Annotated in this window: 20 protein-coding genes and 1 tRNA gene; 15 read left to right on the plus strand and 6 right to left on the minus strand. The window is 34.7% G+C overall.

Annotated features, from left to right (window positions below; all coding sequences use genetic code 11):
- Positions 1-748: 748 nt before the first annotated feature.
- Positions 749-1,129 (plus strand): hypothetical protein, encoded by a 381-nt coding sequence (locus KO502_RS11725; RefSeq protein ID WP_216022759.1) that lies wholly within the window; start codon positions 749-751, stop codon positions 1,127-1,129.
- A gap of 60 nt (positions 1,130-1,189) precedes the next feature.
- Positions 1,190-1,741 (plus strand): DUF6151 family protein, encoded by a 552-nt coding sequence (locus tag KO502_RS11730; RefSeq protein WP_216022760.1) that lies wholly within the window; start codon positions 1,190-1,192, stop codon positions 1,739-1,741.
- A 74-nt stretch (positions 1,742-1,815) separates the two neighbouring features.
- On the opposite strand, the gene KO502_RS11735 is transcribed toward KO502_RS11730, so the two are convergent.
- The 3 genes from KO502_RS11735 to KO502_RS11745 form a co-directional block, all read right to left on the minus strand.
- Positions 1,816-1,892, minus strand: a tRNA-Pro gene (locus tag KO502_RS11735).
- Positions 1,893-1,985: 93 nt separating this feature from the next.
- Positions 1,986-3,770, minus strand: a complete 1,785-nt coding sequence (locus KO502_RS11740; RefSeq protein WP_216022761.1) for a DUF3413 domain-containing protein — start codon at positions 3,768-3,770, stop codon at positions 1,986-1,988.
- 95 nt (positions 3,771-3,865) lie between these two features.
- Positions 3,866-4,072, minus strand: coding sequence for a DUF1414 domain-containing protein (locus tag KO502_RS11745; RefSeq protein WP_216022762.1), 207 nt, complete (start codon positions 4,070-4,072; stop codon positions 3,866-3,868).
- Positions 4,073-4,234: 162 nt separating this feature from the next.
- Here KO502_RS11745 and yejK point away from each other — a divergent pair, with 162 nt between their 5' ends.
- From yejK to KO502_RS11785, 8 genes are all read left to right on the plus strand, one after another.
- Positions 4,235-5,296: a nucleoid-associated protein YejK gene (gene yejK / locus KO502_RS11750; protein ID WP_216022763.1), complete on the plus strand. Its 1,062-nt coding sequence runs from the start codon at positions 4,235-4,237 to the stop codon at positions 5,294-5,296.
- A gap of 190 nt (positions 5,297-5,486) precedes the next feature.
- On the plus strand, positions 5,487-6,533 hold the full coding sequence (gene pyrC, locus KO502_RS11755) for a dihydroorotase (protein ID WP_216022764.1): 1,047 nt from the start codon (positions 5,487-5,489) through the stop codon (positions 6,531-6,533).
- Between the two features lie 55 nt (positions 6,534-6,588).
- Positions 6,589-7,479: a 6-carboxytetrahydropterin synthase gene (locus KO502_RS11760; protein ID WP_216022765.1), complete on the plus strand. Its 891-nt coding sequence runs from the start codon at positions 6,589-6,591 to the stop codon at positions 7,477-7,479.
- A complete protein-coding gene (locus KO502_RS11765; RefSeq protein ID WP_354668327.1) occupies positions 7,472-8,392 on the plus strand; it encodes a M23 family metallopeptidase in 921 nt (306 codons plus the stop codon). The genes KO502_RS11760 and KO502_RS11765 overlap by 8 nt, the downstream gene beginning before the upstream one ends.
- 40 nt (positions 8,393-8,432) lie before the next feature.
- A complete protein-coding gene (locus tag KO502_RS11770) occupies positions 8,433-9,305 on the plus strand; it encodes a hypothetical protein (protein WP_216022766.1) in 873 nt (290 codons plus the stop codon).
- A gap of 76 nt (positions 9,306-9,381) precedes the next feature.
- The gene (locus KO502_RS11775; protein ID WP_216022767.1) at positions 9,382-12,387 is read left to right on the plus strand and encodes a hypothetical protein; all 3,006 of its coding nucleotides are present in this window, start codon (positions 9,382-9,384) and stop codon (positions 12,385-12,387) included.
- On the plus strand, positions 12,374-14,053 hold the full coding sequence (locus KO502_RS11780; RefSeq protein WP_216022768.1) for a hypothetical protein: 1,680 nt from the start codon (positions 12,374-12,376) through the stop codon (positions 14,051-14,053). The genes KO502_RS11775 and KO502_RS11780 overlap by 14 nt, the downstream gene beginning before the upstream one ends.
- Positions 14,053-14,808: a hypothetical protein gene (locus KO502_RS11785; protein ID WP_216022769.1), complete on the plus strand. Its 756-nt coding sequence runs from the start codon at positions 14,053-14,055 to the stop codon at positions 14,806-14,808. Before KO502_RS11780 ends, KO502_RS11785 begins: the two co-directional genes overlap by 1 nt.
- A gap of 253 nt (positions 14,809-15,061) precedes the next feature.
- Here KO502_RS11785 and KO502_RS11790 read toward each other — a convergent pair whose 3' ends face one another.
- Positions 15,062-15,325: a hypothetical protein gene (locus KO502_RS11790; RefSeq protein ID WP_216022770.1), complete on the minus strand. Its 264-nt coding sequence runs from the start codon at positions 15,323-15,325 to the stop codon at positions 15,062-15,064.
- A 151-nt stretch (positions 15,326-15,476) separates the two neighbouring features.
- On the opposite strand from KO502_RS11790, the gene KO502_RS11795 reads away from it, so the two are divergent.
- On the plus strand, positions 15,477-16,265 hold the full coding sequence (locus KO502_RS11795; protein ID WP_216022771.1) for a hypothetical protein: 789 nt from the start codon (positions 15,477-15,479) through the stop codon (positions 16,263-16,265).
- Between the two features lie 155 nt (positions 16,266-16,420).
- On the opposite strand, the gene KO502_RS11800 is transcribed toward KO502_RS11795, so the two are convergent.
- Both KO502_RS11800 and KO502_RS11805 read right to left on the minus strand, forming a co-directional pair.
- Positions 16,421-16,840 carry a hypothetical protein gene (locus KO502_RS11800; protein WP_216022772.1) on the minus strand — a complete coding sequence of 140 codons (420 nt, stop codon included), beginning with the start codon at positions 16,838-16,840 and terminating at the stop codon, positions 16,421-16,423.
- A 19-nt stretch (positions 16,841-16,859) separates the two neighbouring features.
- A complete protein-coding gene (locus KO502_RS11805; protein WP_216022773.1) occupies positions 16,860-17,231 on the minus strand; it encodes a helix-turn-helix transcriptional regulator in 372 nt (123 codons plus the stop codon).
- 217 nt (positions 17,232-17,448) lie between these two features.
- Between KO502_RS11805 and KO502_RS11810 the strand changes: the two genes are divergently transcribed.
- The 4 genes from KO502_RS11810 (at position 17,449) to KO502_RS11825 (ending at position 19,406) form a co-directional block, all read left to right on the plus strand.
- A complete protein-coding gene (locus tag KO502_RS11810; RefSeq protein WP_216022774.1) occupies positions 17,449-18,705 on the plus strand; it encodes a phage/plasmid replication protein, II/X family in 1,257 nt (418 codons plus the stop codon).
- Between the two features lie 76 nt (positions 18,706-18,781).
- Positions 18,782-18,988: a hypothetical protein gene (locus tag KO502_RS11815; protein ID WP_216022775.1), complete on the plus strand. Its 207-nt coding sequence runs from the start codon at positions 18,782-18,784 to the stop codon at positions 18,986-18,988.
- An 80-nt stretch (positions 18,989-19,068) separates the two neighbouring features.
- Positions 19,069-19,248 (plus strand): hypothetical protein, encoded by a 180-nt coding sequence (locus KO502_RS11820; RefSeq protein WP_216022776.1) that lies wholly within the window; start codon positions 19,069-19,071, stop codon positions 19,246-19,248.
- Positions 19,245-19,406, plus strand: a complete 162-nt coding sequence (locus KO502_RS11825; RefSeq protein ID WP_216022777.1) for a hypothetical protein — start codon at positions 19,245-19,247, stop codon at positions 19,404-19,406. The genes KO502_RS11820 and KO502_RS11825 overlap by 4 nt, the downstream gene beginning before the upstream one ends.
- The last annotated feature ends 629 nt before the right edge of the window (positions 19,407-20,035 follow it).

Here is a 20,035-nt window from a genome sequence, read left to right on the forward strand (position 1 = left end):
AACAGGACAAAATACAGTTTGCTGCGGCTCGTACCTCGCGCATTTTAGCAAACTATATTTTGCCCATTAGCAAAACGTTAGTTGGCACAACTTGTTCGAGAATTATTTTGTGTAAATAGGAAAGTTATCTCACATAAACTGCATTTGTTTCAGTTCTTTTATGTGGTTAACTTTTTTGTCACTAACGCGTTCAATATTTTTTGGTAAACTGTTTTCGCCTAACTCGGTTTGTAAATTCAATTAGCAAAAGTGTTCAGGCTCAAATTCACGGTTAGCGGCAAGTTGTGAAGTGCTTTTTAGTTCTTACTTACTCCATTAAATTTCAGTATTGTTGGTGAGTAAAATGTGTTTAACTATCAACCAACTAACAAGGCAATCAAACGGACAATGATCATCCCTCGATAAAACGGACACCAAAATCTAACTAAAGACGAGGTGTCTATGCCAAAGTACAACAATCCAAGACGAACTTGGAAATATTCTAATGAATTCAAGTCAATGCATGAGAAAGTCGTCTAAATCAAACAGTCACATTGGCCAACAGGCGCCATTGAGCCAGTATTTTTTTGCAATATCATGGGGAATAAGGCATGAATAAAGTAAAAAATAAATTAGCCAAAAACGTAAACGTTTTTGATTGTTAAGAGAAATAAATCGAGTTAAAGTATTTTTATCAAAAAGTTAATAAAAAACGAGTTATTCTACAAGCTCGTTAGGTGCAAAGTCGACTCATGCATTCGAGGCAACCATGGATACATATAACCCCAATAAACCAGTAAATTCCGAAAGCTGGTTAGCATTAGATGAAGATATACTAATTAATCTGGTTCTAGATTACCATTCAGGATTAGATCTCGAATTAACTGATGACGGTTTGCAATTACATGCATCAATCCATGTGATAGTTGAAAATCAATTAGCGATGGAGGTTGATTTAATACCTGAGACCATTGCAAAACTTATAAGGCAAGGCCTAAATCGACATGAAGCCATTCATGCAATTGGCGCAATAATAACAGAAGATATCTTTGATGTAATCAAAGGAAATATTGAAGAGTTTTCACCTAAGAAATACAGAAGAAAACTTGAGAAGCTTACAGCAAAAAGGTGGTTAAAAGGTCAATATTAAATTTTGCACCTAACAAACCAGTCAAGCGAGGCGTTAGGCAATTAAACTAGGTTCTGTGATATGTCGAGCAAAAAGAGTAAAACAATTACACGATTAGCATGTAATTGTGGCCAAGTAAGAGTAGATGTTCAGGAAGAACCAATTTTGGTAACCGAATGCCTGTGCAGCAGTTGCCGCGAGGCCGCTGAACGCATTATTTCTTCGCTTAGAGTTAAAAGTTATCTCACATCCTATGGGGCGACCGGTTGTGCTGAATACCGCAAGGATCGAGTGGAAGTAATCTCTGGCTTTGAACAACTTAAAGAATTTCGACTTTCATCGAAATCAGGCACTCGACGTGTTATTGCATCATGCTGCAATACTCCTATTTTTTTGGAAATGAAAGGCGCTCACTGGTTAAGTGTATATTTACATCTTTGGCCTGATGATACAAAGCCTGCATTAAATGTCAGAACAATGGTAGGCGACATAGATGATACCTCAGCGCTACCTGATGACGTTCCAAACTTGAAATCACACACACCATCATTCTATATAAAACTTTTGGGGGCGTGGATTAAAATGGGATTTCAAAATCCAAAGATTAAAGTGAATGGAAGCATTGAACTCTAAGCTATTAAAAAAATGTCTAAGTCGTTAAAGCTGGGCATAAAAAAGACGCCCGAGGACGTCTTTGAATACTAATATGGTCGGAGTAGCAAGATTCGAACTTGCGACCTCACGTCCCCCAGACGCACGCGCTACCAAGCTGCGCTATACCCCGATAACGTAAACTCTAGGGTTTAACAAGTTTACGGCTTGTATATTAATGATTTATTTCTGTAATGCAATGATATTTCGACGAGTAATCACAGGTTTATTGGTTTGGCTGTTCGCTAAACCGTTTAATGAAATGTACACCATCAATCATTAATGGAAAGTCTTCATTAACTGTAATAGGTGATGAGAACTGACTTGAGTAACTTTGAAAGTTACCATTTTGGTCAACAAATACTGATTTATCTCTATCAAAAATAATAATGCCGTTATTCGTTGTGTTAGCAATAATTCTGTTTTTATTTATCTGAGTTAAATCACTACCATTTTGTTGGTTATTCACAGCACAGCCTAACCATTGACTTAACAATGTTGGTTGTAAGTCCATAATACTGGTATTAAAAGTAACTTGTTCATTGTTTACTTTATTTGATGTTGTAGGGTAAATAAATAAAGCAGGTTTGGTATTTAAACGCGTTTCGTTACCTTGGTTACCAATAGCGCTGATCCAGATAATATCTTTTTGCTGCTTCTGTTTTTGCGCTAATAATAATGCATCGGTAAATAATTCAAATTGATATTGGTTATTCACCGTATCTTGATTATTGTTATCTGCTTGATTACCTTTAAAATAAATAATATGTAGTCCAGCTGGTTTGTTGTTTAATTTTTTAGAAAACAATAAGCTTGAAACATTTTCTAGGGCTACTTGCTCAGTAAATAGAGACTCAAACCAACGAGGTTCAACAATGGCTACATCATCATTTTGTGTATTCATTGTCTCAGACTTTGATAATGCAGAGGGTGATAACTCATTGGAGATAACCGTTAAACTCGTTGCTAAACTTTTCTCCTCAATCATTTGAAAGAGTATAGGCTTAACATTTTGTTTTAAAATATCCTTTTGATAAAGACTTGGTAAAGAGTAAAAAAGATTAAACCAAGCATCATCATTTACACCAGTATCAATATTATTTGTTAACGATAAACTTGCGGTACTGATACGTCTTACAAATTGATTTAATTGCGAAATAGAAACTTGTTGTTCACTTAATACTAAAAATACTGAGTTACTGACTTTTTCCTTTTTTATGGCAGGGCAGTATTGCTCAACAAATCTGTTCTTTTCTAAAGAAGGGTATTGAGGAATTGCTTGGCTAAAAGCAAGGGGACTATTTTTACGCTCTATATAATCGACCTTATTAAATAATCCATACTTAGTCAGTAAAGTTCTTGCCGTTGTCGGATAAGATAAGGGTAACACTGTATCTTGGCGTAGAATGTCATAATTTAGGTTTACGTCAGCTTGTACATGGGTTAAATGACTGAAAAAGAATGATAAAACTAAACCAAAAGTCACATAACGAGCGAATACAGTTTTTTGCAATTGTTTTAAGTGCTTCCAAGCATAATTACTAACAATAAACTCAAAACCTAATATTACGATAGCTAGCGCACCACCAATAAAATAAAAAAGCGTATTTTCTTTGGCTATATCTTGCAACAAGCTAATAATTTGTTCATTAGAAGATGCATTTAAATGGTAGCCGAGTCGACTATAAATAAAAGCATCCAGTACAAGTAACAATAAACCTAATGTGAAGATAATGGAGGCAGTTGTTCTGATAAATTTAGTATTAGGAAAAATAAGTGTTATGGGAAATAACACTAAAACAAAGCTCATAAAGGTTAAAAATGCTATATGACTTACCCAAGTTGTTACCAAATAAGCTTGTCCTAACAAGGTTGTAGGAGCTTCTTCGCTGAATAAGTAATAAGAGGATAGGGCAATTGCCGCTATAATATTGAAAAATGTGAACCAGTGGCTCCAACTAATTAATAATAATAGTTTTTTACTGTAACTTTTTGTATCAAATGAAACCATTGATAATATTTCTTCTTTTCGAGTTAAAATAAATTGTTAATTTACGGGGTAAGTTATTATTTAGCTTTCTAAACCCCGTATTATTATAGTCAAATTTAAACAGTCTTTTTTAATGCCGCGGTAAAGTTTTCAACAACAGCCGCTCTATTGGCTTCTGGTATTTGGCTTATTACGCTAGTAATAGTGTTTCCTAAGCACATTAGGGCTAAATCAGGTGTTGCTTCTTCTTCAACAAGTACATCCAATAAGTTTTGGATAATTTTTTCTACACGTTCGTTTGAATATTTAGATACAATAGGCATAATAATTTCGCTAATAATAATTTTTGTTAGTGTTAATATAATTTCGCTAGTTTATCAAATGCCTGCGCACTTTAATATATAGCAAATATAAAAAGACTATGTGTAGCGATATAAAAATTCCACATACATTTTAACAATCAGAACAATAACATAAAGAGTCATATGAGCTTAATAATTCAAAACATCGCACTACATTTTTTAACCAAAAAAGAAGAAACCAGTGAAGTGGTATTACGCCTTGGACCTGAGAATTCTGATTTTGCCGAAGAAAGTACAAAAACAGCTAACTTTGTAGATGGCTTACACGCAATATACAATGCTAAAGGCAGTAAGGCTTATGGTAGCTTTTCGTCAATGCCTAGTGAGGGTGATGCAGCACGCTTTATTGATTTAATGGAAAGTTACTTAACAGAGCAACAAAACTTTTATGACTTTAGTGTGCAGGCTGCGAATGTATTAAAAAACGAAATAGAAAAATACGACTTAGACGAAACTGGTTATTTAGTGCTTTGTCATTACGAATACATGGGCGGTCGCTACTTGCTTGTTGCGGTTATACCAGTATCCGAGCATTACAGTGTTGACGGTGAGTTAAATATTTCAGCGGCTCAGCATTTAGACACAAACAAAATACAGCTTGCAGCGCGTATTGATTTGTTCGATTACAAAGACAATGCGCAAGGTAACCGATACATTTCATTTATTAAAGGTCGAGCAGGTCGTAAAGTATCAGATTTCTTTTTAGACTTTTTAGGTTGTGAAGAAGGTTTAAACGCCAAAGAGCAAACCCAAACGCTAGTGCAAGCAGTTGAAGACTATGTAGCGGTTAATCAATTAGATGCGTCTGAGAAACAAAAAACACGTAAAGACTTACTTAATTACTGTAAAGAGCAAAAAGCCAGCTCGCAAGATGTGTCAATTCAAGAAATTGGTAAAGTGATTGAAAGTGCAGGCAGTGAACAAGACTTTTATCAATTTTGCCAAACACAATCGTATCCTATTGAAGAATCGTTCCCACATGAGCAAGCCGTGGTGAATAAAATTACTAAATATTCAGGTTACGGAAATGGTATAAGTTTAAGCTTTGAACGTAGTCACTTTGGTCAAGATGTAGTGTATAATCCTCATAACGATTCGTTAACTATTTACAAAGTACCACCGAATTTAAAAGAGCAATTAATGGCATTACTTGAGAGTAATGCTAATGACGATATAATCGAGTAATAAGATTACATAACCTCATTTATTCGCTTATTTACCAATTGAATCGACTTGATTTAAGTATCGCGTTACCAAGAAGGTTTTTCGTTACCTTAATCGAAGTTAATTATAGCTATTTAAAAACAGTGAGTTACTATTTTTTCACTTAAAACTTACTGTTATCACCAAAATATATAAAGTTGGAACCTCTAACATGGCACAAACACAAAATAACACCTTAACTATCACACGTCCTGATGATTGGCACGTACATTTACGCGATGGTGCTGTGCTAAAAAACACCGTAGCAGATATTAGTCGTTACTTTGGCAGAGCGATCATTATGCCAAATTTAGTACCTCCAGTTACCGATGCTAAATTGGCAAAAAGTTATTATGATCGCATTATGGCAGAGCAGCCAAATGCCAGTTTTAAGCCATTAATGGTTTTGTATTTAACAGACAATACTACAGCACAAGATATTCTTGAGGCTAAAGCATCAGGCTTAGTTTACGCTGCAAAATTATATCCTGCAGGTGCAACAACTAACTCTTCATCAGGTGTAACCGATGTTGCAAACTTAACGGAGGTATTTGCGGCGATGCAAAGCGTTGAAATGCCGTTATTAGTGCACGGCGAAGTTACCGCCCATGAAATTGATATTTTCGATAGAGAGCAAGTGTTTATCGACACCATTTTACGTCCACTTGTTGATAACTACCCAAACCTTAAAATAGTGTTAGAGCATATCACCACTAAAAATGCGGTAGATTTTGTAAAATCTGCTGGTGATAACATTGGTGCAACAATTACAGTACATCATTTATTATTTAACCGTAACGACATGTTAGTTGGCGGAATTCGTCCACATTACTTTTGCTTACCTATCTTAAAGCGTAATATTCACCAGCAAGCATTAAGAGAAGCTGCAACCAGTGGCAGTAAAAAATTCTTCTTAGGTACTGATTCAGCGCCACATGCACAAAGTGCTAAAGAATCTTCTTGTGGTTGTGCCGGTGTCTATTCAGCTCATTCTGCTATTGAATTATATGCTGAAGTATTTGAACAAGAAGGGGCATTAGATAAATTAGAAGCGTTTGCCAGCCTTAATGGCCCTAACTTTTATCAACTACCAGTAAACAACGATAAAATCACCTTAGTTAAAAAGTCATGGTCAGTACCTGCAACCATGAGTTTTGGTGATGATGTTGTTGTGCCTGTACGTGCCAATGAAGATATTTTATGGCAAGTACAAGAATAACAGACAATTTTCAGTATTTAGGCTATGTTAAGCCAAATGTAAATTAAGGAAAAAAATGCAATTATTTGTAGATGATCTTACCGTTATTGATTTTTCATACCTATGTAAACAGCGCGGTATTGTTGGTGAAAGCTGGATTGTTGATGTATTACTTGAAGGCTCATTAAACGAAATGAGCATGGTGCTTGATTTTGCCGTAGTAAAAAAGCAAATCAAAGCCATTATTGATGATGCGGTTGATCATAAACTGCTATTACCATTACAAGAGCAAGCGTTAACATTAGCAAATTCACAGCATAACGATGGTCATCAAACAGTTGATTTTATCAGTGATCGCGCTAGTTACTTTTTACAATCCCCAGCTTGTGCTTTTGCTAGTATTGATAGTTTAACGATAACAATTGCTGCTGTTACTCAACATTTAAAAGAAATAATATTGGCTAAATTACCAAATAATGTTGAAGGCTTAACTTTAGTTTTACGCCCTGAAAATATCCCAACAGATTACTATCATTATACGCATGGCTTAAAATTACATGACGGCAACTGTCAACGTATCGCTCATGGTCATCGCTCTAAAATTCAAATTTTGATTGATGATAAACGTGATGCTGAGCTTGAAGCTTCTTGGTGTAAGCGTTGGCAAGATATCTATATTGCTAGTGAAGCTGACCGTATTGCAAAAGACGATATTCAGTTATCAACTCAAGCAATGAACAATTTAACACCCGATCACCAATACTTTAGTTACTTTGCACCGCAAGGTCGATTTGATATTGCCGTAGAAACTAAAATATTAGATGTAGTCGACTGTGATTCAACGGTAGAGTTACTTGCCGATTTTATTTTACGTCAAATTAAAGCAGCACATCCTGAGCTAACTAATAACAGAGTAAAAGTTATTGCTTATGAAGGTGTAGCAAAAGGAGCAATTGTTTGTGGCTAATTTTCTTTCAATAAATAAAACGCTAGTTAATATCGCTATTGTGGCTAGTTTTACATTGTCTGTGCAAAGTTATGCTGATGCTAACTCTAGTGCTAAAAATTCAACTAAGCCAGAAATTATAGAATCTAGAACAATAATTAAACACAAAGTGTCAGATAATGCGTTTAAATTAACTGGTGAGATAGAACAGGGCGGTTTAGTCGTTGGAAAAACATTGGCAACTAATACGGTTACCTTAAACGACAAACCGCTTACTGTTTCAGCTAACGGAAATTACACCTTTGGTTTTTCGCGTGATGATAGCCAAACCTACATATTAGCAATAACTTCAGTTAATGGTGATCGGGTTACAAAAACCTTAATACCTAAAAAACGTGAATATAATATTCAACGTATTGAAGGTATTAAAAAAAGTATCATGCAACCAAACCCAGAAGCAGTGGCGCGTTCAAGGCAAGACAGTAAACAAGTTAAAGCCGCAAGAAAAACAGCAAGCTCTTTAGAATATTTCGCCCAAGGTTTTATTCAACCGATAGAAGGAATAGTTACTGGTGTATATGGTAGTCAGCGCGTATATAACGGCGTACCTAAAAGCCCTCATTACGGTATAGATTATGCGGGTGATGTAGGTGACCCGGTAAAAGCTCCAGCGTCGGGTACGGTAACACTGTGGGTGCCGGATATGTTTTTTTCTGGCGGAACTATGATTATAGATCACGGCCAAGGTGTTAGTTCAACGTTTTTACACTTAAGTGATAGTTACGTTAAAACAGGTGATAAAGTTGAACAGGGTCAAATAGTTGCCGCCGTTGGTAAAAGTGGTCGTGCAACAGGACCTCATTTAGATTGGCGTATTAATTGGTTTGACGTAAGAATTGATCCCGCGCTAGTACTAAAACTAAAAGCGCTTTAGCTCCACTATATTATTAAAATAACTTAAAGCCCTTCATTGTATGAGCCTTCATCAATACTTACTCAGAATTCAAGAAAATACAGCGATTAACTTACCAAAGTTTGTCGCTGCATTACCTGAGCAACACAGATTATCTTGGAAAAATTTATTTGAGTACAGCAAAGCTCGCGGCAAAGACAAATATAACTTAACGGTTATTGACCCTGTTAGTTTTAAGCAACTATTAGATAATTCATCGCCAAGTAAAGATAGAGCTGATGCAAGTAACAAAGGTAACTCTCACGCCTATAAAGTTTCAATGAGTTACTTACTGGTTTATCCCGATGGTTTTAATAAAGCAAACATCGACTCTAATAACGTTACGACTAATAATGAACAACTCAATGCACAGATAAATAATATTCCTGAGGTTGTTATTTGTACTAACTCAGCCTTAACAATCGGATTTCAGCCGAAAAAAACATTAGTCATTATTGAAAACCAAGAAAATTTCTTTCGTTATCAATCATTCTTACCTTATTTATTTAACGATTTAAATAACAGTAATCCTGCTTTTGATGTTGCTTTTGGTAGTGGAAATAGTGTCACTAATAATATGAATTCATTATACTTTAACCAATACGATGAAGTGTTATGTTGCTTTGATTATGATTTAGGCGGTTTAACCATGTTTTCATCTTTAATTAAAATGACTAAAGCCAAAGTAACCTTTGTTATGCCCAGTAAAAGCCAGTTGCATGATAATGAATTTTTACAAAAGCATTTTAAAAAAGCGCTTAAACGTGAGGATGATAAAAATTGGCGAGCTGCAATTGAATTAGCCCATGAGTTAGGCTTTACAGATTTAGCACACGCTTTTGATTTAACAAAAAAATTTATGGAACAAGAAGTCTATTTATCAGACTCTTTTTAAAAGATATTTCTCATATCACTATTTATAGCTATGTACTGACATAGTTAAAAGTTTTACAGGAAGAAAAAAATAACTAATGTCATCACAATACAAATTTGAAATTAAACGCATGGTACTCGTTGATTCAGCGGGCTTTTGCTATGTAGAATTACCTGTAGACGAACATGCTATTTTGCTTGCTGATGGTAATATTGGTAAATCGAGTATTTTAAACTCGCTACGTTTATTTTTATTACCTGAAAACAACTTTAAAAATTCAAAAAATAAATTTGCTTTCAGTACCCCAAAAAACGATGGCTTTTATGACAACGAAGAAAGCTACAATCATTATTTTCCCAGTAAATACAGTTTCTTAATACTCGAAGTTAGCCATCAGCATGCAGGTAGTATCTATAATCATTGTCAAATTTTACATCCAAGTACCGGCTATTTAACCTACAGTCGAATTTTTACGCCACTAGCATTTGATGAAATTCGTCATTTATTTTGGCAGCTTGATGGCGATGAAGACGGTATAGGTTATCGCGCTAATAGCTTAAGTAGTAATGAAGTTTTTAAACAACTTAAAGCAATCAGTAAAGATACCGTTTCAATAAAAGATACCAATAAACTTAAAGAGTTTCTTTATGCGAACGAGCAACTTGTTCCGCAAAATATGCGCTACAGTGTTTTTCCACTTGCCGAATGTGATGATGCCCGTATTGAATCATTACGTACTTTGGTTTTATTATTATTTGAAATGAACTCAAGTAGTGGCGGCGTTGCCAAAGCCGTTGCCAATATTATTGAAGCAGACAAAAAATTCACCAGTGATATTTTAGATTTTAATATTGATCAATTTTTAGCAAAACATGACGAGCTTAAACAGCAAGAGCTTGAACTCACGAAAATTGCCAACTTAGAAAGCAAGTACCATGGCCTACAAGACAATTTTCAACAATACGCTCGTTTTCAATTGGCCGATAAAGACTTCGCAAGTTTTTATACCTTATTAATTAGTCAACTTAATGAGCATAAACTTCAGTTACAAAAAGCAGCAGATTCGGTTGTTGAAATCACTAGCGAATTAGCAGATCAAAAGTCTTTATTACAATCAATCAATGTTAGTTTAAAAGCCGAGCAGATTGAACAAAGTAAGCTAAATAGCAAGCAAACCAATTTAACGAAAGCGTTAGATAAAGCGCAATTACTCTTAGCAGGTTACCCAGACAAACCTGTTAGTGAAGTTATTGAATGGTTCAATGATGACATTGCCACCATGAAAGATGATTTAGCCGCGCACCAAGACAGCAACGCTAGTATTAATCGCATTGCAAAACTTGAAGAAAACATACGTCGTAATGAAGCTGAACAACAAAGATTAATTACCCGTATTAATACGCAAGAGTTTTCACTTAATAATCAATTACCTAAAAACACTTGGCAAGTATATGCTGCTATTAATAAGCGCATAGCCTTAGCAAACCCTGGTAAAGATTTAACCGAGCAAGAGTTAAGCGCCTTTAAACAATTTGCTGATTTATTTACAGTAAATAATGATGCAGTGACTTTATTTGATGAATCATTTAATCAACAATCACAACAACTTAACGATGATAGTCAATTACGCTTAACCGATGTTGAAGCAGAGCTTCGCAGCGAGAATCAATCGCTTAACGCTTTACTGCAATCTAAACAAAATAGCGTTGCTAATGCCGGTGAAATTAAACGTTTAACGCGTGATATAAAATTGGCTGAAGAAGAGTTAATTACCCTTAAAAATCTTGAATATAACAATAGAAATTTAGAAGAAGTTAATCAAGATTTTGAACAGGTTGAACGCCGAGTTGCCCAGTTAGTTGCAGAGCAAACTAAAGCACAAGAAAACTTAGCACAATTACAAGAAACTACCGAACAAGCAAAACAAAACAGACAAGTTATTGCCAATCATGTTAATGATTTAGTGCAGTTACAAAAACAATCTGACAGCATGAAAACGCGCTATCCACGCTGCGTGCAAGCTATTGAAAAAGGTATTGCTTCAACAAGAACTTTTGAAATAACACCTGCTGAATTAGATGAAATTGAACAGCAACTTGCTTCGTTAACCGAGCTAAATTTACAGTTACAAAAGGGCTTATGTAACTTTGTATTAGAGCAAGTTATTGTTGATAAACAAGGTATTATGAACGAAGCGCCTAGTTTTTCTATTGTAAGAAAAACCTTTGAAGCTCTAAGTGATGTTTATACTAATTTAGCGCCGCGACAAACCATGCTCAACGAACAAATTTATGTTCATAATGAGTCAGTGCAAAGTTACATGAACTTATTGCAACAAAACTTTGATTACATTAAAGATTTTGAAACTGGACTGAATCGTGATTTTTCTCAAATCAGTATTAACGATCTTGATGGCATTAGCGTACAAATTCATATTGATAAACGTTTTGAAAACCTTGTACAAGAATTACAACACGTTGATTTATATGCCGAGCAATTAATATCAGATAATTTTTACGCACGATTACGCGCCTTTGCCAACTCAGGCATATTCTCTAGCGGCTCGAATTCAAGTAATAATCAACGTTTAACTATGGATAAAATCATTGAGAATTTATCTTATAAAACCCGTAAAAAAGATCAAACACAATGGCAAAGTAAACAACAATCTAATTCAACCACGGCATTAATTAACCTTAAATTAGTGCAAATTTTATTAAAACGCTTACGTGCTAGTGGTTACGACTTATTACTTCCGTTAGTGCTTGATGAAATTGCCACTGTTGATGTTAAACAATTTGATTGGTTACTTGATGATATTAAAGCCAGTGGTTTTAATTTATTTGCCGCCTCTACGCACAGTGCCAGTTCACAGCTTATTTATAAAATTGGCCGTTACCATGAAATTGGCGCAATGCGCACTCAAAAACCGTATTCAAAAGAACGAACCTTAGTTTATTGGGGCGGCGCAGAATTATTTAACGCCTTAGGTGAAAGCACGGGTGACCAAGTAATTGATCAACAATCACATGATGAACAACTTGGTTTATTAATGGGCATAGAAGAAGGGTTGTTTGAGGAAAATGAAAGTGGCTCAAACTAATTTTTCTACTAATTCCCAGACAAAATCTCATGGGAAGTCTCATCCGAACAACTCGACTAATACGCAAACTAATAAAGTGCAAAGCTCGGATGTTTCTGCAACAGAAAACGCGAGTATCCATAAAAAGCAAAGTGATAAAAAATTCAATACTATTGAAACCTTACGAATTTTATTAGAGCATCCAAATATAATGTTTAATGTTATTCGCAACATGGATAGCAACAAAGTTCGGTTTATCAATGAGTCTATTTTAGCGCAAGAAATTTTGCAGTACTCCAGTAAACTGAGTGATACCGAACGTCAACGCATTACCTTAGCTTTTGATACCGACAATCTTTTACAAAGCCATATTTTAATGGACAAAGATATCTATCAAGGGACTTGTCGATTAAGCTTTCAAGAAGGCATTATTAGTATATTTCGTCTTTGCGAAAATTCACTTTATCAAGAATTAACGGATTCAAAATTAAAATCGCGCTTAGCGTCATTATGGCGACTGCAAGAGCGCGTGAATAATGCCGAGCTTTCTTTTATTGATAACGATCCCGATTATTTAGAATTTATTGATGACTTAGTACAGCAATTAAGTGAACTGCTAAGTTTATTAAAACAAAATATTGATCGGATGCAAAGTCTTGGAAGAGATCTTGAAGCCATGTCGAGCCAAACATTTACTGAAATATTATCTGGTTCAGAAAACGTTGCTGTTAGCCAATCCGTTAGCCAAACGATGAGCGATACCAATACTCAAGACAGTCATCAATTAGCCGTTGAGCACAAAGAAAAAATGCTTGCGCGTATCACACATTTATTTGAACGACATATTAAACCAACACAAAACTTTTTAAATCACAGTACACGTTTAGCTAAAGGCAGTAATTTATTTGCAACACTAGACAGCTTCAAACAAGCCTTCGCCGGTAATGACAAACACGCATTAAGCTCACAAATGTTACGGTACAGCATGAGTTTTAGTAATATATTTGTGCCTATTACTGATGTTGCCCATCAAGTTGACCAATTTTTACGTAAAACGCGTTCGGCATTATTACAAAGTAATGCCATGGAGCATTTTCACCAAAAGCTAATGTTAGCGTACGATAAAACCTTAGATAGAAACTTAAACAAAACTAAAATTGACAACAGCTTGGTTAAAGAGTTTGATTTTATTAATAATTTTAAGCGAGTAAGTAAATTAAAAGATTTTAGAGTAGGGCAATCAACCAGCTATTTTAATAACTTATTCACTGAAATTTCTTTACGTCTTGAAGCCTTAAACCTTGATGGTATGTTAAGCAATTCTAATGAAAACTTTAACTTAACCGCGGTAATTAACGACAGTGAATCTATTAGTTTAAAACGTGCTTTAGCAATGTTTGAACACTTAAATGATATTAAATTAAGAGAAACCAACGACTTAACAGCCATGTTGCACTATAGATTAAGTGACAGTTTTACTGACTATCGACTTGCTGATTTAATTGGTGCTTGCCAATTAATGCAAGAAAAACAGCATAATTTCACCTTAAGAACTGTTAATAAAAAAGCCTATTTACGCCATAATGATGAAATATATATTTATCGTCGTAAAAAAGTGATCGCCAGCTATGTTAACGAGCCCCAAACAACGGTAAAAATAGCAACAATTGAAGAGACAAAACCATAATGAACCCCGATCACCAAAACCAAACTAAAACAACTCAAGCTATTGATATTAATAAAAATAATAAAAGTAATAAACAAGATTTAGAAGCTGATGCCTTGGTAACAAACTTACATACTGAAACTGAAAATATTGCCGATAATGAAGCTGAACAGTCAGAAAATAAATCATTTCAGTCAACAAACAGCAGTTTTGAACAGGTTAACGCCCAGCAAAGTGCGGCAATTTTTAGGCAGTTCAATCAAGGTAAAGTGATCACTAAACAAATGTTTGACGAGTTAAATGCTAAAAACATCGATAATCCGTTATTTACTTGTTTATTCAATTCATCGCAACATTTTGAATCTTTATATCAACACCTAGGTTACGAATTGTGTTTACACAGCGCCGGTGATTTTTACTATGTACGAGAATTAAGAGCAGATAGTAGCGATGAAGCTGATGACAATGCACTAAAAGTTCAGGCAATTTTATTACAACTTGGGCGGTATTACAGCCAAACAGGCCGAGAGCTTGAACAATTATGCCAGGCACAATTTGGTTTTAACGACAGTGACTTAATTGCGTTAAGCAAAGGCGATGAATCATTAGCTATTTTGAAAGCCATTAAAATTGAGAATTGGAATAAAGCTATTGATTTTATTACCATTAGAAACTTTGCTTACAAAACCGGAAGTAATAGTTGGTTTATAAGTTCAGCTGGCAAAGCATTCTTATTTAACTTAGTTGAACAATACAGCCAGTTTGAGAAAAGTTAATATTCGAGGCAATTATTTAAGTTAGACAAAAGCACTCGAATAACTTTGTTAGCTTTTAAGTCTAAGTAGCTATATTAATATAAAATTAATATAAATCGTTATAAATGATGATCGGACGCCAATTTTAAAATTTACGTAATCTGGGCTAAAACCAAAACCACAGAATGGAAATGACAGGGACAACCACTCCTTAATAAAACACACTCACTATGTCCGATACTCTTCAGAGCAGGTCTAATAGACCAATTCGATTTTATTGTGGTGTTTGTGGGCGTGTATGGTATCGCTTGTGGTACTTCTGTTTTGAAACATGACTAAGTAGTTCTCTTAGTCTTTCAATCTCTTCTGACATAGATTCATTTTGTCCGCGCAATATTTCACATTCAATTTCTAGTTCGTAAAATTCATTTAGTGCCGCTTTAGCGGCTTTTGAGTTTGCACCGGTTTTATACTTCAGCCTGAGTAAATTTATACGTTCTTGAAATTCTGGGTCGTCTGAAAAAATCTTAATAAGCATTGGAGCATCATATACCATTTATTAAATGAGCACATGACGATAACGAGTGCGAAGCCTGAGCACGAGGAAGAGGATTTGCGAAAAATAAATATGATATAGTATAGAAGTATGTAAGTTACTATTTGTTTTTAAAGGGTTAAGGCGATAAAAAATGAAATTTATAAATCAGTACATTTTTCAAATTATATTAAGTTCCATTATAGCTCTAGTACTTCTCTTTGATATTTTTACAGGAGTATTTTCTAATTCAAACTTTGTTGAAGGTGTTTGGGTTGAATTCCATGGCTTTCTAATCGAGGCTGTATTGATTATTGTACTATTAAACTACTGGACTAAAAGGCAGGAGGCAAAAAAAATAAAACCTGTTATGGATATGATTATATCAAAAGCTGATAAAGTAGATGGTTGGATAACTTTGTGTTTTGAAGCAGTGATTTCTAATGAAGCTAATAGTATTGCTAAGACAAGACAGTATGCAGATATCACAGGTGAACATTTAAAAAAATTCAATACTATTGTCGATTTAAATAGCCCTATCTTGGGAGCTGATTATTTACCCATGCTTGTTAAGCTTATTGAATTAATGGATGAAGTTAAGTTAAAAATCCAATTTCTTAGCCTCTTTGAAGATAAAGCTAGTAAAAAATATGACTTTATTATTTTAAATCCATTAGAAGAGTTATTTGAAATGCGAGATTTAATTGAGGATTTAGGTAATAAATTTAAATTTGAGCGTAGTAGCGGTAGAGCTAACCTACCAACAAAAGAAAAACTTAACCTCTTATTGGAAAGTTTCACCAAAAGCCACTCTATTTATACCGACGTAAATACATATAAACAGAAGAAAAAAACACCTTACTTCTTTGATGTTTCTGCATACAAAAAACAAAAAAATGAATTGATAGTTGGTTCTTCAATTAAAGTATTTAAACAGAATTAACAGTCTACAATACAAAAATTAGAAGTTGAAAGCAGTTCGGGTACTAGTGACACCCGAACTAAGTCCGGACATCCGGATTATGCTCGAAGAGTCCACATACTTAAAACAGTGGACTCTAGTACGGAATTCGTACTTTTTAATAATTATTATCTTGATTAGACTTTTATAATTTCAATATCAAAGCTATCGAGTATATTTATTTTATCAGCGATGTCTGATGCTGTTTTTTCGCTCTTATAGATTTTAGCTTGTGTTACAGAGTTGCAGCCAGAAAAACTTGGTTTGTCTTTATGTTTTTTAACAACATACAACTCATCGAAACCACTACTGTTAGGAAGTTTAGGCTTTACTTTGATTAACCAACCATTGTCATTTGTTTTTTGACTGTCAGCATTCAAACTTCCTGTTTTTATGTATTTATTAATGCAATTTCGGCAAGTAGCTTTTAATAAATCCGTTGTCAGCCAGCATTCAATTTCACCTTTTTCAATAACCATAAAGTTTGCGGCTTCGTTCCCCCAAGGCCAGTTACAAACAGCTTTATCATTACCTGATTTCAAATGTACTTTTGGCATTTATTTCATCTCATTTTGATTATTTTACTTTTACCAAATTTATCGTGTTTTCATTTATCTGTTGTTCAAAACTTGAAGCTAACGATACCATCCTCATCATTCGAATTAACATTTCTTGGTCGGGTTCTTTCATTTGAGTTAAGTTCGCGAATACCTGACGTAGTTCACCAAACTTATGATAATCGTCATGGCTGAATAAAATTTCATCTGCAGAGCAGTTTAGTGCTCTAATTATTGGTTCAATACTAGATAATTTGGGATCTTGTACTTCACCTGTTTCTATTCGATATATTGTTTTTTCAGGCACGCTAGATATTTCTGACAATTGTTTAACTGTCATATTCTGCTGAGTACGTATTTTTCTTATTTGCTTACCAACGTTCATTGTCATAGCTAACCCCTACAAAACCACATCAAAGGGCTATAACACCCCACTAACGACCATTATACACGGCCTTTTTACCCATGCATGTTGAATACCCCATCAATGTATGGTTAAATTACCCATCGATGGGTATTGACAGGGTTTTTAACTATGATTGTTTGGGTTATATCAGAGCACTTTCTAATATCAATATTTTCTCTATTTGGTGAGTCTTAGTAGATAGATGATTGACTTGATACGTATGTCCATACCTTTTAATGAGGATTTTTGCAGTGGTGATGCTACAGAAAGTCATGGCTTAGTTGATTTACAAGTCTGTCAATGGAATGGTGCAAAACTTGAATCGGGTGAAGTTGAATATGAGCCTGATGGCTCAGTTACAGTTTCAAGATTACGTCATCCTTTCGAGTCTATTCCTAGTTCAAATTCATCATTAAGCTTCAAGATTTATTCAGGGGGCTTAAACTACTGGCCTCATATCGAATTAAAAGCAAGCCCAGCAAAGTTACTTCAAGGCCATAATGTTTATGGTACTTGTGATGTTGAAAAATGCATTTTTGCTCTTGTTCAGGCTTTTAATGTAGGCATGCCCAACCTTACAACCATGCTTGATTGGCATTTAGCAGAAATACAGCATATCGATGTTACCTTTACTGCTCAAATGGAGAGCCAAAGCCAAGGTCGACAAGCAATTGCAGCATTAAAAAACATCAGTAGTGGTCAAACCCGAAGCTCAAAAAACAGTCATGCAACCACCTGTTATTTCGGGGTTAACTCACAAGGAAAAAAATCTTCACGCCATAAGCAACTTAAAATATATCTCAAAGGTGCTGAGCTTGAGCATCAAATTAATGAATTACTTCAAAAAGTAAAAAACTCAAATATACCACTATATAAAAAACAATTAGATATTATGCAAAGCAGTGAGGTTAGGGGGTTTGCAGAGAATGCATTACGCTTTGAGGCCTCTGTTTTATCGAGAATGTTACAAAGATTAGGTATACCAAGATTAGTTAGTGAATTTATAGATTACGCAAAAAGTTATGAAGGATGCTTGATTGAAGCATTGTGGACTGAGGCGTTTAAGGATGTATTTGCTGCACTGGGGAATGAAAAGATGACAGTATTTGATGATGAAGATATTTTAAATAAATTAAAAATTGAATTTGGAAAAGTTAGTGAAAAGACAGGTAACACTAGTTACGCAAAAGCTAATCGTTTATTTCGGTTTTATCGTTCTTTTAAAAATGAAGGCTATGAAGAAGTTAAACGCACTACTGCTAAAAACACCTTTCACGACAACATGAGGCAGCTTTGTTTAGTTGTTTCAAAAGCTCATTTACAAAACCTAAAAGGAATAGCCTCGAATGTAGTTCCAATGCTACGTGTAATTAATGTTGATTTTTCTAAGCAACATCCTGCAAGTTATGTCGAACCTGAGCATCTATGTGATCAAATATCACTTAGGGCTGTTAGTTAAACCTAGTATTTCATTTTTGTTAAATCGTTGATTCATCATTCGTCAGCATATTAATAAAGAATAATAGGGCGCCCAAATGAAACTAGATAAGTTTTTAAAATGCAACTGCGGCAAGAAAAAGAAGATTAATTGGATAGATAAAGCTGACTTTAGAGCAAGAAAAACTACTTTTTGTGTTGGGGTTTCTGAGTGTCCTAAGTGCCAAATGCAGCAGCAACATTACTCTGGAAACATGGAAGATATTCAACGATTTCTTTCATATGTAGAAAGCCAGCCAATGTAATACAGCATTGGTTTATCATGACATTGGCAGGCTGCAACCTACCAATATCACTAAACAAAACAAACCGAAAGGGGTTTATTATGCCTAATCAAGATTATACGTCGTTAGCGAGTGAATTAGAAAAAAATGAGCAAATCTGCATCAGTTTAAAATCATTAATAGATAGTGATTGCAGTAAGCAAACCTTGTCCGTTCTAGCTGAAGAGCTTTGTGATAAATCTGAAACTATTAAGTATTTGTTTGGAGTACATAACCAATGAACTTTGTAGTTAAAGTTGAATGTCCACATTGCTACCATAGTGAACAAAAAAAAATTAGTATTGAAGAGCTAACTCAAAAAGAAAAACCAGTTCGCTGTACTCAATGTAAAAAACGATATTTTATCGACTACCTTGTTAGAGCTAGCTGTTCGTTTTAAGCCCGTTAGAACTTAAAAGATTGTCTTTTTTTATGCGTAGCATGGAAGCGGAGCGAAACCATAAAACATCGTTTTATTAGAACTAGTGCAAAGTATAAATTTGTATGATTTGTAAATCCGATCACCACAAATAAAACTGCTCATTCCTTCCTGCTAAACTTGTTTTAATCTTTTTCGAGCAAAGGAAACTTGAGCTTTATAATTTACACTTTAGTTTTTACGGACTCATAACAATGTCTTTAGGGGGGACCGCTTGCGGGGGGAGCCTGAAACATTGTTATTATTCTTAATCCCCAAGTGTCTAGTAACACTTGGGGATTGTCTCGTACACGATACACTTTGCTTAGTAATGTTCATACTGACGCATGAACGAGGAGCAACGGCACCGCAGTGAAAAAGGAAGATGAACATTATTAAAAAGGTACCAAAACTTTATCCTGGAACTAAACCAGTATGATATTTTAGGTACCAATTTGTTTTTACCTGGATAGCGATAATTTCTTTTTTGGTACCAATAGGTTGATATAATTAAATGGTGATCGGACGCCATTTAATGATTTTCATAATCTGGATTAATGACAGGGACAACCACTCACTAATAAAATACACCCACTATGTCCGATACTCTT

Origin of the sequence: Colwellia sp. E2M01 (assembly GCF_018860585.1) — a bacterium.
GTDB lineage: Bacteria > Pseudomonadota > Gammaproteobacteria > Enterobacterales > Alteromonadaceae > Colwellia.